This is a genomic window from Teichococcus coralli, from assembly GCF_009829925.1.
In the GTDB taxonomy this organism is placed as follows: Bacteria; Pseudomonadota; Alphaproteobacteria; order Acetobacterales; family Acetobacteraceae; genus Pseudoroseomonas; species Pseudoroseomonas coralli.
Window position 1 is genome coordinate 1 of the sequence record NZ_SNVJ01000028.1, and the last position, 14767, is coordinate 14767.

The 14767-nt window shown below is 72.2% G+C and carries 13 protein-coding genes; 4 read left to right on the forward strand and 9 right to left on the reverse strand.

Annotated features, from left to right (window positions below; translation table 11 throughout):
• Nucleotides 1-1233, forward strand: a 1233-nt coding sequence (locus tag E0493_RS20820) for a COG4223 family protein (RefSeq protein ID WP_160939194.1), incomplete at its 5' end; no start/stop codon positions are given.
• A complete protein-coding gene (locus tag E0493_RS20825; protein ID WP_160939195.1) occupies nt 1233-2483 on the forward strand; it encodes a heme biosynthesis HemY N-terminal domain-containing protein in 1251 nt (416 codons plus the stop codon). The genes E0493_RS20820 and E0493_RS20825, both read left to right, overlap by 1 nt.
• Nucleotides 2484-2568: 85 nt before the next feature.
• Here E0493_RS20825 and E0493_RS20830 read toward each other — a convergent pair whose 3' ends face one another.
• From E0493_RS20830 to E0493_RS20840, 3 genes are all read right to left on the reverse strand, one after another.
• A complete protein-coding gene (locus tag E0493_RS20830; RefSeq protein ID WP_160939196.1) occupies nt 2569-3006 on the reverse strand; it encodes a hypothetical protein in 438 nt (145 codons plus the stop codon).
• 74 nt (nt 3007-3080) lie between these two features.
• Nucleotides 3081-4697: a DUF4214 domain-containing protein gene (locus E0493_RS23185; protein ID WP_367614562.1), complete on the reverse strand. Its 1617-nt coding sequence runs from the start codon at nt 4695-4697 to the stop codon at nt 3081-3083.
• A gap of 63 nt (nt 4698-4760) precedes the next feature.
• A complete protein-coding gene (locus tag E0493_RS20840; protein ID WP_160939197.1) occupies nt 4761-5522 on the reverse strand; it encodes an urease accessory protein UreH domain-containing protein in 762 nt (253 codons plus the stop codon).
• A 141-nt stretch (nt 5523-5663) separates the two neighbouring features.
• On the opposite strand from E0493_RS20840, the gene E0493_RS20845 reads away from it, so the two are divergent.
• Nucleotides 5664-7301 carry a methyl-accepting chemotaxis protein gene (locus tag E0493_RS20845; RefSeq protein ID WP_367614559.1) on the forward strand — a complete coding sequence of 546 codons (1638 nt, stop codon included), beginning with the start codon at nt 5664-5666 and terminating at the stop codon, nt 7299-7301.
• An 82-nt stretch (nt 7302-7383) separates the two neighbouring features.
• Here E0493_RS20845 and E0493_RS20850 read toward each other — a convergent pair whose 3' ends face one another.
• The 4 genes from E0493_RS20850 to E0493_RS20865 are packed head-to-tail and all read right to left on the reverse strand — an operon-like array spanning nt 7384 to nt 11172.
• Entirely contained in the window at nt 7384-8295 is a 912-nt protein-coding gene (locus E0493_RS20850; protein ID WP_160939198.1) for a DMT family transporter, read from the reverse strand.
• A gap of 53 nt (nt 8296-8348) precedes the next feature.
• Nucleotides 8349-9593 carry a CaiB/BaiF CoA transferase family protein gene (locus E0493_RS20855; RefSeq protein WP_160939199.1) on the reverse strand — a complete coding sequence of 415 codons (1245 nt, stop codon included), beginning with the start codon at nt 9591-9593 and terminating at the stop codon, nt 8349-8351.
• Nucleotides 9590-10348, reverse strand: a complete 759-nt coding sequence (locus tag E0493_RS20860) for a CoA synthetase (RefSeq protein WP_160939200.1) — start codon at nt 10346-10348, stop codon at nt 9590-9592. The genes E0493_RS20855 and E0493_RS20860 overlap by 4 nt, the downstream gene beginning before the upstream one ends.
• Entirely contained in the window at nt 10345-11172 is an 828-nt protein-coding gene (locus tag E0493_RS20865) for a CoA transferase subunit A (RefSeq protein ID WP_160939201.1), read from the reverse strand. Before E0493_RS20865 ends, E0493_RS20860 begins: the two co-directional genes overlap by 4 nt.
• A gap of 96 nt (nt 11173-11268) precedes the next feature.
• On the opposite strand from E0493_RS20865, the gene E0493_RS20870 reads away from it, so the two are divergent.
• Nucleotides 11269-11850: a GNAT family N-acetyltransferase gene (locus E0493_RS20870; RefSeq protein ID WP_160939202.1), complete on the forward strand. Its 582-nt coding sequence runs from the start codon at nt 11269-11271 to the stop codon at nt 11848-11850.
• Between the two features lie 63 nt (nt 11851-11913).
• On the opposite strand, the gene E0493_RS20875 is transcribed toward E0493_RS20870, so the two are convergent.
• Complete coding sequence (locus E0493_RS20875; RefSeq protein WP_160939203.1) at nt 11914-12612, reverse strand: dienelactone hydrolase family protein; 699 nt, start codon at nt 12610-12612, stop codon at nt 11914-11916.
• A gap of 143 nt (nt 12613-12755) precedes the next feature.
• Nucleotides 12756-13973, reverse strand: a complete 1218-nt coding sequence (locus tag E0493_RS20880) for a polyhydroxyalkanoate depolymerase (RefSeq protein ID WP_160939204.1) — start codon at nt 13971-13973, stop codon at nt 12756-12758.
• Nucleotides 13974-14767: the final 794 nt, after the last annotated feature.

The window sequence follows — 14767 nt, forward strand, 5'->3', positions numbered from 1 at the left end:
CGGCCGCCCGCCGGCACCACGCCGCCGGGCGGCGGCGGCGGTGGCCGACCGCAGGGCCCCGCCGCGCATGGCCGGCGCGACCACCTCGCGCTGCCGGTGGCGGCGGTCAGCGGCGTGCTGGCCCTGGCCGCGCTCGGTGTCAGCCTCTCCAGCCGCCATGCCGAACAGCCTGCGGTCGATCCGGCCCGCGTTGCCACGCTGGAGCAGAGCGTGCAGGCGCTGCAGGCCGGCCCGGTGAACCAGCTTGGCCAGACCATCGGCGCGGTGCAGCAGCAGCTCCAGGCCCTGCAGTCCGGCCCCCTGGCGCAGGCGCAGCAGCGCCTTGACGCGCTGCAGGCCGCGCAGCAGCAGAACCAGGCGCAGGCGCAGCAACGCCTCGACGCTCTGCAGCAGCGGGCCGACAAGTCCGACCAGCAGCTTGCGGCGCTGCAGAAGCAGCTCGAGGGCCAGGCCAGCGACCGCGAGGCCTTCCAGAACCGCGTGACCGGGCGCATCGAGCAGGCCGAGCGGAACTTCTCGCAGAGCATCGACAGCGCCCGGACGCAGCTGGAGCAGCGGATCGAGCAGCGCATCGCGGCGGCGGAGCAGGCGCTCAACCCGCGCTTCTCGGCGATCGAGACCGCCATGCAGCAGCGCATCGCCTCCGCCGAGGAGGCGGCGCGCCAGCGCATGCAGGAGCGCGACCGCACCCTCGACGAGCGCTTCGCCAACCTGGAGAAGCGCGAGAGCCGCATCAGCGACGCCGAGCGGCGGCTGAACCGGCTGATCGCCACCACCGCCACGGAAAGCGCGCTGGAGGCCGGGCGCCCGCTCGGCCAGGGCCTTTCCACCCTGCCGGGCGAGGCGCCGGCGGCGCTGCGCCGCTACGCCGACACCGCCCCGCCCACCGAGGCCAGCCTGCGCCTGGCCTTCGAGGAGGCGGCCCGCGAGGCGCGCGCCAGGTCGGAGCCTTCCACCGAGGGGCAGAGCGTCTGGGAATCCGCGGCGAACCGGCTTGGCAACCTCGTCACCGTCCGCCGCGGCGACAACGTCGTCTGGGGCGACCCGGCGGGCGGCCAGCTGGAGGAGGCACGCCGCCTGCTCGATGCGGGCGACCTGCGCGGCGCGGTGCAGCGCGTCGAGGGGCTGCCGGACTCCGCGAGGGCGCCGATGCAGGGCTGGCTCGACCGTGCCAAGGGCCTGCTCGCCGCGCGTGACGCCCTGCAGCAGCTCCGCGCCGGAGGGCAGGGCTGATGCGTCGCGCCATCTGGCTGCTGCTCGTCTGCGTCGTCTGCGTCGGCCTCGCCTGGGTGCTGATGCGGATGGGCGGCGTGGTGGAGGTGCGCGTCGGCGACACCTTCATCGGCCTTTCGCTGCCGATCCTGCTGCTGCTGCTCGCCGTGCTCTTCCTGGTGCTGCACGGGATCATCGTCGGCCTTCGCGCGCTGGCGAACTGGCCGGCGCGCGCCCGCGCCCGCCGCGCCGCGCGCAACCGGGAGAAGGGCGAGGCGGCGCTGACCCGCGCCCTGGTCTCGCTCGCCGCCGGCTCGGCCGACACGGCGCGCGGCGAGGTGCGCAAGGCCCGCTCGCTGATGGGCGACACGCCGCAACTGCTGCTGCTGACCGCCGAGGCCGAGCGCATGGCCGGGCGGGAGGAGGGCGCGACGGAGGCCTTCCAGGCGCTGGCCAAGCGCGAGGATTCCCGCTTTCTCGGGCTGCGCGGCCTGCTGCGGCAGGCGATCCAGCGCAAGGACTGGCCGGCGGCGCAGGCGCTCGCCCGGGAGGCCGAGGCGGCCTACCCCAACGCCGCCTGGCTGCGCGAGGAGCGCGCCGTGCTGGCTCTGCGCACGCAGGACTGGCGCGAGGCGCTGGCCCTCGCCGCGCCGGACACCCCGCGCGCGCCGCTGGCCATGGCCGCCGCCGCTCAGGAGCCCGACGCCACCCGCGCCGCCGAGCTGGAGAAGCAGGCCTTCCAGTCCGACCCCGGCTTCACCCCCGCGGTGCTGGCGCATGCCGCGCGGATGGGCGCCACCGGCAGCCCGCGCCGCGCCCGCAACGTGCTGGAGGCCGGCTGGGCCACCGCGCCGCACCCGCAGATCGCCGAAGCCTATCTGGAAGGCGAGACGGAGCCGCTGGCGCGGGTCAAGCTGGCCGAGACCTTGGTGCACAGCAACCGCACCCACCCCGAAAGCCGACTGCTGCTGGCGCGCGCCGCGCTGGCGGCCGGCCTGACCGGGCGCGCGCGCACCGAGCTTGAGGCGCTGGCCGAGTCCGGTGCCGCCGATGCGCGGACCTATCTGCTGCTGGTCGAGCTGGAGCAGGTGGAGCATGGGGACAGCCCGGTGGCCCGCACCGCCGAGGCCAAGTGGCTGCGCGCCGCCACCACCGCGGCGCCGGAGCCGCGCTGGCGCTGCGGCCATTGCGGCAAGGTGCATCCGCGCTGGGCGCCGGTCTGCGACGCCTGCGGCACGCCGGGGCGGATCAGTTGGAGCCGCACGGCCTGAGAACGTCCGCGAGGGGGTGCCCCCCCCTCGCGCTCCCCCGCCGGGACGCCGAGTTTCCGGGACCTTCGATCCGTTCCGCGGCGGATCAGCGCAGCGGGTTGGTCAGCAGGAGGCCGGCGCGGCGGAAGATGCAGGCCAGGCTGAGCGCGGCACCGGTGGCGCCATAGGCCGGCGCCGGCGGCAGCAGCCGCAGGAAGGCTGCCAGTGCCTCGCGGCGCGGGCCGCGCTGCGCCAGCGAGAAAGCCAGCAGCAAAGCAGGCTCGTCACCTCCTAGGCGGGGCGCCAGCGGGCCGGACAAGGCGAAGCGATCACCGCCTGCCCGGAGCACGGCATCCAGTGCCGGCGCCGCCGCGCCCACCTCCTCCGTCACGAGGGGAAGCCGTGCCGCCGGCAGGGCTGGATGACCAAGGCGCGCGGCCTCGCCCCAGAGGCGCATCCCTTCCACCAGCAGAGCCTCCGCTGGCGGCAGCGTATCAATCGGCGCAGCCTGCCAGGGCCAGGTGGGAAGCCCATGCGTTGCCATGGCGAAGCCCCTCGGCAATGGGAACCCCGCCAGTGTGCGGCCGATGAGAATGAGTTGCAAGTCACGCGAGCCATTCAGTGCAGGCCCAGGAGATCTCCCGGCCCACCATGGCTGGCCACCGCTTCCTGCGCGATGCGCAGGGCCAGCTCGCCCCGGTCCAGCGCATGGGTGCTGAGCAGCGCCGTCCAGTGCGCCAGGGTGCCGGCATCGGGCTCCTGGCTCATGGCCACCCTGTAGAGGCTGCTGACATAGGCCGCATCGCCCTGCATGGCATGCAGCATCTGCGCTTCCGGCGAGGCGGCGAGAACATGCACCAGCCGGTCCGGCCCCAGCGCGCCACTGCCGAGCTGCTGCACCCAGAGCATGAGGTCGCCTTGCGAAGGCGGCCGTCCCAGCAGCATCTCGTGCAGCTCGGTGACCAGCAGCGCGTCCGTCCCTGAGGATAAAAGCGGGCTGGCGGCGCCGCCGGGCGGCCCCGCGGGCATGGCGAGATCGCCGGCCAGATGGAACACGAAGCCCTCCGCCTCAACCGTCTGGCCCAGGCCCAGATGGGTGAGAGCGGTGAGCACTTGCTGGTCGGTCAGCGCGCCCAGCGCGCCTGCATGCGTGCTGAGAAACCCGCGCACCAGCTCCGCCAGGGGCGGCCCCTCGCCGGATTGGCTGATCCAGAGGCCGGGAACCGAAGTCTGCAGCAGCGTGCCCGCCAGCATCTCCTGCAGCGGCAGGATGCCGGCCCCACCCAGCGGCAGCGCGCCGTTCGCGGCCTGCAGCGCTTCCTGCGGCGGCAGCCAGACGATCTGCCCGGCCGAGAGCTCAAGGTGCACGCTGCCGTCCGGCGCGATGACGCTGTGCTCCGCCTGCCACTGGAGCTTCAGCTCCCCTGACGGCGTCGTCTCCGCCCGTGCCAGCACCTCAAGCCGCTCCTGCGGCGGTGCGGGGGGCGGTGGATCGGTATGCCCTTCAACCGGAGGCGGCGGAGGCGGCGGCGGCGGTGGTGGCGGCGGTGGAGGTGGTGGCGGAGGTGGTGGCGGTGGCGGCAGGGCCGGGGGAGCGGGCTGGGTGTCGATGTCAGTGGCGTTCAGCACGGCGACGTCCAGCAGAAAGGTCGCCTCGCGCTTGCCGTCGGAAACCTCGATCATCACCTGCCGCGTGGTGCCACCCTCGCGCAGCAGGTCCACACCGTCGCGCAGCTTCAGGATGTTGCCGTCCTTCAGCTCGAAATAGGCTTCGTCCGGCCACACCACGCGGTAGGTGAGCTGGCTCGTGTAGGTATCCGGGTCGCTGCCCTGGATGCGCCCGATCTCGGCCCCGACGTCGTTCTCCAGCACGGTGCCGCCAATCGCGAAGAACACGCGGCGCGGCGGGGCATCGTCGATGTCCTGCAGGGTGACGGACCAGCTCTGGCTGAGACTCTGCCAGCCGGTGGCGAGCTGAACGGAAACGCCGAACTGCAGCACGGGATCGGTGCCGAGCGGCAGCGAATAGGCTTCCCGGTCGAACACCATGGCCGGCACGATGGTGATGGTGCCGGTCAGGCGGTCGAGCGTCGCGTCGAACAGCTTCGCGTCCGGCCCGGTGAGGGCGACGTCCAGCACCTCCGGCCCCACCACCGAGAGGAGGCCGACCCAGTCGCCCGGGCGGGCGTTCTCGAAGATGGTGTTCGGCACGTTGCCCGAAACCAGCAAAGCCACCAAGGTCCTGCTCCGTGTTCCATCCTGGAGCGCGGCAGCTTCGGCGGGGGCAGTAAAGGAAGCCTAAGCGGCGGGTGCCTGCGCCAGCAGGCGCCAGGCCAGCCCCGCCAGCAGGAGGGCGTTGAGGGCGAAGAGGGCGGCGCTGGCCAGCCGCAGCCGGGCGCCGGCGCGCCGCCCGAAGAAGCGGCCGGCCAGGGCAAGGCCCACCAGCGCAGGCACCGTGCCGGCGCAGAAGGCCGCCATGACCAGTGCCCCGCCGAGAGCGCTGCCCGCGCCGGCGGCCGCGGCAAGGGCACCGTAGAGCAGCCCGCAGGGCAGCGCGGAAAGCAGCAGGCCGAGCGCCATGCCGCGCCAGCCGCCCGGCGCCGCGAGCAGCGCGCCGAGCCAGCGGGAGGGCAGGGTGGGCAACCGGGGAGCGGCCAGGCGAGGCAGCGCGGCGCCCAGCCGGCCGGAGGCCTGGGCCAGCATCAGCAGCGCCGCGGCCAGCAGCAGCCCCGCCAGCAGGAAGCGCAGCGCGCCGGACTGCGCGCCGGACTGCCCGCCGGCCAGGCCGGAAAGGGCGCCGGCCAGCCCGCCCAACGCCGCGTAGCCCGCGGTTCGGCCGAGATGGTAGGGCACCAGCGCGGCACCGGCGAGTCGCGCCAGCAGCGTGCCTCCCGCGCTTTGCCCGGCGCCGGCCGCCGCCTGCGCCAGCACGAAGGGCGCGCACATGCCGGCGCAGTGGGTCAGCCCGCCGCCCAGCCCGGCCAGGAACAACGCGCCCATCAGGGTAGCGAGCCCGCCCGGCCCGAGGGCGGCGAGGTCGTGCAGGCAGTCCGCGATCATGCCCGCAGCCTCGCATGGCGGCGCGCAGCCTGCCTTGCGGCAGATCAAGCGGCACAGTGCCGGGTTCGGAAAGAAAGGGTTCTTAACCGGTTCTCGCGATACTGCGCCCCACCTCAACCATTCCCGCACCGGGAGTTCATCGTGAGCCTCAAGACGCGCATCATCGCCTCCCTGGTTGCCTTGCTGGTCTGCCTGGCCGGCCTCGGCGGCTTCGCCCTTCATCGGCTGTCCAGCGGCCAGGAGGTCACCGAGGAAATCACCGGCAACTGGATGCCGAGCGTCAAGGTGGTGGCCGGCGTCAGCAGCGCGGCGAAGGATTTCCGCATGGGCCTGCTGAGCCTCCTGACAAGCCAGACCCCCGCCGAGGCCGCGGCGCTGGAGCGCGACATGCGGGCGCGGCAGGGGGCGATCACGCAGAGCTTCGCGGCCTATGTTCCCCTGCTGACGGGCGCGCAGGAGCGCGCGCTCTACGATGACCTGATGCAGAGCTGGAAGCGCTACGAGGAGCGCGCGCTGCAGGTGGCCGCCCTGGCCGTCCAGGGCGCGCAGCAGGAGGCCAAGGCGGGGGCGGTGCAGGCGCGCCCGCTCTACGACGCCTTTGAGCAGGCCGCCGTCAGTCTCACGGAATACAACGTCTCGGGCGCCCAGAAGGCGACGGCCGCCTCGCGCGAGGCCTACCAGCTTTCGCTCTGGATGATCCTGGCCTGGCTGGGCATCGGCGCGGTGGGGCTTGCCGCGGTTGGCCTCAACCTCGTGCGGGGCATCAGCGGGCCGGTGCAGCGCCTGACCCACAACATGGAGGCGATGGCCGGCGGCAACCTGCAGGTGGCCGTCACCGACCAGGAGCGGCCGGACGAGATCGGCACCATGGCGCGCGCCCTGGAGGTGTTTCGCGCCAAGGTGCAGGAGGCGGAGCGTCTGGCCGCCGCCCAGACGGCCGCGGACCGCGCGCAGGGCGAGCGCGCCCGGCGGGTGGGCACCCTGGTCACGGGCTTCGGCGACGAGGCGCGCCAGGCGCTGGAGAAGCTGCGCAGTGCCGCCACCCGCCTGAACGGCATGTCGGGCGAGATGAGCAAGGCCGCCGAGGAGGGCTCACGCCTGACCCACAGCCTCGCCGAGGCCTCCACCGGCGCCTCCAGCAACGCCCAGACCGCCGCCGCCGCCACCGAGGAGCTGACCGCCTCGATCGGCGAGATCACCCGGCAGGTCAGCCGCTCGGCCGAGGTTTCCCGCCGCGCGGTGGCCGAGACCGAGCGCACCGACCGCACCGTGCGCGAACTGGCCGACACCGCCAACCGGATCGGCGACGTGGTGAAGCTGATCAACGACATCGCCGGGCAAACCAACCTGCTGGCGCTGAACGCCACCATCGAGGCGGCGCGGGCCGGCGAGGCCGGCAAGGGCTTCGCCGTAGTGGCCTCCGAGGTGAAGTCGCTGGCCAGCCAGACCGCCAGGGCGACCGACGAGATCGGCCAGCAGGTGAGCGCCATCCAGGGCGCCACCAGCCTCGCGGTGGAGGCCATCCGCAGCATCGCCGGCGTGGTGGCGGAGATCGACCAGACCGCGGCGGCCATCGCGGCGGCGGTGGAGGAGCAGGGCGCGGCGACGCAGGAGATCGCCCGCAACATCGCCGGCACGGCGGCNAGGAGATCGCCCGCAACATCGCCGGCACGGCGGCGGCGGCGGCGGCTGTGTCGCGCGAGACGGGGGTGGTGCGCAGCGCCTCCGAGACCAACGGCCGCGCGGCCGAGCAGGTGCGCTCCGCCTCGGGCGAGCTGACGGAGACCAGCAACACGTTGCGGGGCCAGATCGAGAGCTTCCTGGCCCAGGTGCGCTCCGCCTGATGGGAAGGGCCGCCGCCTCAGCCCCGCAACGGGGCGAGGGGGCGGAGCAGCCTGCCGTCCAGCAGGGCGAAGCCAAGGGCGATCAGCGCCATCCCGGCCAGCTGGCGCGGCAGCAGGCTCTCGCCCAGCACCAGCACGCCGAGCAGGATGGCCATGACCGGGACAAGCTGCGTCACCAGCGCGCTGTTGGTAGCGCCGGCCTGGTCGAGGATGCGGAAGAACAGCGTGTAGGCGAAGCCGGTGGAGATCAGGCCCAGCGCCAGCAGGGCCAGCACAGCCTCCGGCGCGGGGGAGGGCAGGCTCCAAGGCTGGTCGAGCAGCGCGACCAGCGGAAGGGCCAGCAGGGTGGAGGCGGTGGTCTGGCCTGCCGCCGCCGCGAGCGGCGGCACGCCCAGGGCGCGGAAGCGCCGGCCCCAGACCGCCGCGAGGGCATAGCTGAGGCAGGCGCCCAGCCCGGCCAGGATGCCAGGCCACTCCGCGCCCTGCCGCAGCGCCGCCGGCCCGGCCAGCACCGCCACGCCCGCCAGCCCGGTCAGCACGCCCAGCAGGCGGGGGCCGCTCAGCTTTTCGTCACGCGTCGCGACATGCGCCACGCAGGCGGTGAAGACCGGCGTCGCGGCGTTCACCACCGAGGCGAGGCTGGAGGAGATGGACTGCTGCGCCCAGACGATCAGGCTGAAGGGCACGAGGTTGTTGAGCACCGCCATGCCGAGGCAGGCCAGCAGCACCGGCGCCCGCAGCGGCAGGCGCTGGCCGTTGAGGGCGAGCAGGCCCCAGAGCAGCGCCGACGCCAAAGCAACCCGGCCGAGCACGATGGTGAGCGGCGGCAGGGCCTTCACCGCCACCGCCATGAAGAAGAAGCTGCAACCCCAGGCCAGGGCGAGCAGCAGCAGAAGGCCCCAGAGGCGCGGCGTCATCGTCGTGGGCATGGGCTGATCCTGGCGCCTCGGACAAGGGCGCGCCCTCCGGGGATTGCGCCGGCTCAGCGCCGCTTTTCGACCAGGACGCCCTCGGCCTTCAGCGCCGCGATCTCCTCCTCCGTGAAGCCGTGCTGCGCCAGCACCGCGTCGCCGTGCTGGTTGAAGGCGGGCGGCGCGGCGCGGGTGCCGCCGGGTGTGCGGGAGAGCTTGATGGGCGTGCCCAGCGCGCGGAAGCTGCCGAGTTCGGTCACCATCTCGCGGTGGGCGGTATGCGGCTCGGCCAGCGCCTCGTCCACGTTCAGCACCGGGCCGGCGGGCAGGCCGGCGGCCAGCAGGCGGTCGCAGAGGCTGTGGCCGTCCTCGGTGGAAAGGCGCTCCTCCAGGATGGCGGTCAGCGCGTCGCGGTTGGTGACGCGGTCGCCGTTGGTGCGGAAGCGCGGGTCGTCCGGCAGGCTTTCCAGGCCGAGGAAGGCGCAGAGCTTGCGGAAGGCTGGGTCGTTGCCGCAGGCGACGAAGATCTGGCAGGTCTGGGTGCGGAAGGCCGAGTAGGGCGAGATGTTCGGATGCGGGTTGCCGGTCGGCTTCGGGCGCTTGCCGTTCAGCAGGAAGTTGGCGGCATGCGGGTGCAGCAGGGCCATGCCGCAATCATGCAGCGTCATGTCCACATACTGGCCCTGGCCGGAGCGGGCGCGCTCCTGCAGCGCCATCAGGATGCCGATGGCGGAATAGAGGCCGGTGGCGAGATCGACGACCGGCGTGGCCATGCGCACCGGGCCGCTGTCCGGCGTGCCGTTGATGGACATCAGCCCCACCATCGCCTGCACGATGGCGTCGTAGCCCGGTAGGCCGCCGCGCGGGCCGGTGGCGCCGAAGCCGGAGACGCGGCAATGCACGAGCTGCGGGAAGCGCTTGCTCAGCACCGCTTCATAGCCGAGGCCCCATTTCTCCATCGCGCCGGGCTTGAAGTTCTCGATCAGGACGTCGGCGTCCTCCAGCAGGCGCAGCAGCACCTCGCGGCCCTGCGGCTTGCCGAGGTCGAGCGCGAGGGACCGCTTGTTGCGGTTGACGCCGATGAAGTAGCTGGCGGCCTTGCCGGATTCCTCGGGGCCGAAGGGCGGACCCCATTCGCGCACCTCGTCGCCCTGCGGCGGCTCGATCTTGATGACCTCGGCGCCATGGTCGGAGAGGATCATGGTGCAGTAGGGGCCGCCGAGCACGCGCGTCAGGTCGATCACCTTGAGGCCGGCGAGCGCGCCGGCGGAACGGGCGAGGCCGCTGCCTTCATTCGTCGGGATGGCGTCGGTCATGCGGCGGCTTTCCTTCCAAACACGCGGGCACAGAAGTCGGGGTAGGTTTCCAGCATCTCCTCGCAGACCGGGCCGCGCAGCAGGGCCAGCTCGGCGTCGCTCGGGTCGGGCGTGGCGGGGAGGCTGGCCGGCTCGTCATAGTTGAAGCCGGTGGCGGCGCGGATGCTGGCGGCGTCCTCGCCGGGATGGGCGCTTTCCAGGGCGAAGCGGGCGCGGGCGGGGTCGAAGCGGAAGATCGCCTTGCCCGTCACCAGCGCCTGCGCGGTGCCGCGGCGGAACACGCCGGGCGGCGAGACGCCGGGGGCGGAGACGTTGTCCACCTGGGGCACCAGCACGCGGGGCGAGTGCTCCTCGCGGAACAGGATGGTGCGGGGGGTCATGAAGTACATGTAGGCGCTGCCGAAGCTGCCGGGGAAGCGGACGCCCCCGGAAGCTCCGCCACCCGGCCATTGCCCGGTGCCGACGAGGTTGAGGTTGGCCTGCCCGTCGATCTGTCCGCCGCCGAGGAAGAACAGGTCGATCCGCCCCTGGCCGGTGAGGTCGAACAGCTCGCGTGTGCCCTCGGTGAAGGGGTTGCCGCTGCGCTTGTGCAGCAGGGAGAGGCGGACGTCGTGCCCCTGCTTCCTCACCAGCCAGCAGGCCGCCGCGGGAATGGGCGAGGCGGCGCCAACGGCGATGTGGCGCGCCGGCGGCGCGGTGGGGTCCAGGATCAGCCGCGCCAGGGCGGCGGCCAGGCGCTCCTCGGGCTGGATCATGCCGCGGTCTCACGGCGCCTGCCGAACACATGCTCGTCCAGCCAGAGGTCGAAGCCCTCCTGGGTGCGGGCGGCGCGGGCGTAGGCGGCGACGGAATCGGCATCGAAGCCGTATTCGTCAAGCAAGGCCACAGGGTGGGCGCCGCGTTCGGCGATGGCCACCGCGTCGATATAGGTGGCGCTGATCGTGCCGGGGGCGAGACGCTCATCCTCCAGCAGGTTGCCCTCGTGGAGCCGTTCCACCGTCACCAGCGTGCGCTTCGCGGCATGGGCGATGGTGGCGCATTCGCGGCGGCGGCCAAGCCAGACGTTGCCGTCGCGGTCGGCCAGCACGGCGTGGAACAGGGCAAAATCCGGCGAAAGGGCGGGCAGCAGCACGATCGGGTCGGTGCCCGGCGGCGCGAAGGGGTTGTCGATGACGCGCCAGTCCGGCCGGTGGGCCAGGATGTCGCTGCCGATGATGCCGCGGAGCGGCATGAAGGGCACCCCCTTCTCGGCGGCCTGCAGCATGGTGTGGATGGCCGGGCAGGTGGCGTCCCGCACGGTGATGCGGCCTTCCTTCAGCGCCGCCGTGAAGCGGGGGGCGAAGCCGGCCTCGCCCAGGCTGACCGCGCTGGTCTGCACCTCCGCGACGCAGCCGGCGCCGATCAGCAGGTCGGTCGCGAAACCGGAGACCGGGACGCCGAGCAGGCGCAGGTTGCGTGCGCCGTGGCGGATCAGCGCCTTGGCAAGGGCGACCGACGGCAGGGAGTTGTCCGGCGGCAGGGCCAGCAGGGCGCCATCGGGCACCATGGCGGCCAGGGCATCGACGGATTGCGCGATCATGAAGCAGTTCCTCCGCGGCGCACCATAGCCCGTTCGGCCGATGGGGACAGGGGGGGTATGGCATCCGGTGCGGGCGGGGCTAGGCTGGAGCGCGTCATGCCTGAACCCGTCACGCTCAACGGTCCGCGCCTTCGCCTGCGCCCCTGGCGCGAGGCGGATCGCGAGGCCCTGGCCGCGATGAACGCCGATCCGGCGGTCATGCGGCATTTTCCCGCCACGCTGAGCCGGGTCGAATCCGATGCCTTCATGGACCGCATCGCCGCGCATTTCGCCGCGCATGGCTACGGCTTCTGGGCGCTGGAGCGGCGCGAGGCACCGGGAGTGATCGGCCTTTGCGGCCTGGCCCGGCTGCCCTGGGAGACAATCCCCTGGGAAGCGCCGGCCGACCCGCCGGTGGAGATCGGGTGGCGGCTGGCGCCCGCCTTCCAGCACCAGGGCTATGCGGAAGAGGCGGCGCGCATCGCGCTGGCGCATGGCTTCGGGCCGCTCGCCCTGCGGGAGATCGTGGCCTTCACGCTGCCGGGCAACATCCGCTCCTGGGGGCTGATGGAGCGGCTGGGCATGCGCCGCGCCGGCGCCTTCGAGCACCCCCGCCTGCCGGAAGGGCATCCGATGCGGCGGCACCTTCTCTATCGGTTGCGGCGCCTGGACTGGATCGAGGCGACGCTCGGAGAATAGAAGGCCGGGGGAACCCGAGGGGAAAAGTTGGGCCTGGGGGAAATCCTTCCCCCAGCCTTGTCTTCAGCCCAGGCAGCGCGCCAGCAGTTCGGCGGTGCGGCCGTTGGCGATGGTGGCGGCGCGGCCATCCCAGGAGTGGCCGCCCATGCGGGCGAAGGCGTGATCCACGCCGGGATAGACATGCAGCGCGACGTTGCCGTTGCCGCCCAGTTCCGCCTGCATCGTCCTGCGCGCTTCCTCCGGCACGAAGCGGTCCTTCTCCGCCACATGCATCAGCAGCGGCTTCGAGATCTTGCCCTTGTCGCCCAGGAGCTGGTCGATGCCGACGCCATAATAGGAGATGTTGCAGTCGGCGTCGGACTGGGTGGCCATCATGAAGGCCAGGCGCCCGCCGAGGCAGAAGCCCATGGTGGCGGCCTTGCCGTTGCAGCCGGGGAGGGCGCGGGCGGCGGCGAGGGCCGCCTTCAGGTCCTCGATGCCCTTGGCCTGGTCGAAGCCGTTCATCAGGGCGAAGGCGCGGTCCCATTCCTCCTTGGTGGCATCGGTGATCTGGATGCCCGGCTCCTGCCGCCAGAACAGGTCCGGGCAGAGGGCGATGAAGCCCATATCCGCCACCCAGTCGGAAAGGGCGCGCATGGCGTGGTTCACGCCAAAGATCTCCTGGATCATCACCACCGCGCCGGCAGGAACCTGCTTGGGCATGGCGAGATAGGCGCCGAAGCTGCCGCTGCCGTCGGAGGCCTGGATCGTGATTTCGGGCATTGGACCGGTTTCCTGCCTGTCGGGACTGGGGACGCGCAGGATACCGGGATGCGCCGGATGCGAAAGCGGGGGCGGTTCAGGCTTTCGCTAGGGACGATCATGGCGGACCGGCCGGCGGGGCGCCATCCGCCCCGCCGGGAGGATCAGTTCGCCTCCTGAATGGTCCTGCGCACCAGCGGATAGACCTCGGTGGCCCAGCGGCGGCCGCTGAACACGCCATAGTGACCCGCGCCCGCCTGCAGGTGGTTGTGGCGCATCTCGGCGGGCAGGCCGCTGCAAAGGTCAAGCGCCGCGGCGGTCTGGCCGATGCCGCAGATGTCGTCCCGCTCCCCTTCGACCGTCAGCAGACGGGTGTGGCGGATCAGCTCCGGGCGCACCGGGCGGCCGTGGTGGGTGAAGCGGCCAAGCGGCATGTCATGGCCCTGGAACACCGTCTTCACGGTTTCCAGGTAGAACTCGGCCGGCAGGTCCATCACCGCCAGGTACTCGTCGTAGAAGCGGCGATGCGCGTCGGCCAGCTCGGAGTCGCCGCCGACCAGGTTCCGGTATTGCTCGAGATGCGCCGACACATGCCGCTTCATGTTCATGGACATGAAGGCGCTGAGCTGCAGCGCGCCGGGATAGACCTTCCGTCCGCCGCCCTTGAAGCGCCAGGGAACGGTGTCCACCAGGTTCTTCTCGAACCATTCGATATCGTGCGACTGCGCCAGCGCGTTGACCTTGGTGGGGCTGACGCGGGTGTCGATCGGCCCCGCCATCAGCACCATGCTGCGCGGCGTGGCGGGGTTCTGCGCCTCCGACATCGCAGCCACGGCCGCCAGCACCGGCACCGCGGGCTGGCAGACGGCCAGGATGTGGCCACCGGGACCGATCTCCTCCTGGAAGCGGATCACATGATCGATGAACTCGTCCATCCCGAAGCGGCCGGCGCGGACCGGCACCTCGCGGGCGTTGGTCCAGTCGGTGATGTAGACGTCATGCTCCGGCAGCAGGACCTGCACGGTGTTGCGCAGCAGGGTGGCGAAGTGGCCGGACATGGGGGCGACCACCAGCACCCGGGGTTGCGGCGTGCCGATATCCTTGCGGAAGTGCAGCAGGGTGCCGAAAGGCGTGGAGAAGACCTCCTCCTCCTCCACGGCGACCTCCTGGTTCTCAACCTGAACGGTGGCGCAGCCGAAGGGAGGGCGGACATGGGTGAGGCCCGAGCTGCCCAGCAGTTCAAGCATCGCGGTGAACTGCCGCACCGGATAGGTCTCCGGCCGCCCGTTGTCGAAGTGGCGCAGGATGGCGCCGGTGCCCTTCGCGAAGAGCCGGATAGGAGCCATCAGGTCCTGCTGGGCCTGATACATCTGGTACATCATTCGCTGGAGCCTCTCCCGCGCTCAATGCCTCGCCGAACCCCTGGCCAGCATTTTTGCCGCCCCAGCAAACGGTTGCGAAATTTCATTCTTTTACCGTGCCTGGCCACTGTCTTCGATCTTCTATGACCATTCCGTCAAGTGTGTGGCGCGTCAATGGTTGCCGGCCCGGCGCCGCACCGCGGGTCACCATGAGCGGAGCCGGGCTCCCGCCAAGCGGTTGCGGCTTCTCCCGCGACGGCTGTCTGGCTATCTGGGGGATTGCCTTCCGGGCCTGTTCTCCACCGCCGCCGCATCCCGGGGCTTGGCGGCAAAGGCCGAACCGCGGCGGCGCGGCCCGGGCCTCCGCATGGCAGCCCTGCTGACGAGGGCCATTCCGGTTCGGGACGCCCTGGCGAATGCCGAGCACCTCCATGAAGCCCGGATGGCGCCGGAGGAACCCGCGGCGTGGGCATGGGGCCGCCCGGTCCCGGGGAGATGCATCCAAGCTTCGCAGCCCTTGGCGTTGTCACAGCCGCTGAACATAGGCGCGAGACGGCCGCCACTCAACCAGTGGTCATGATGGCAAGCCGGCGGCGCCCTGAACCCGCAGATGCGGCGCGCTCGCCTGGAACGGCGGGGCGGGCCCGGGGATGCCCGGGGCCCACCCCAGCGTCGGAGATACGAGGCGTGCCCCGGTCGCCCGTCACCTCGTTGCCTCTCAGAGGAAGCCGGCTCCCCGATGCGCCGCGCTTCCGCGCCCGCTTCCGGCTTGGCCCGGCAGGGCGGAACCGATGGCGGAGGCCGAGCAGGAGCCG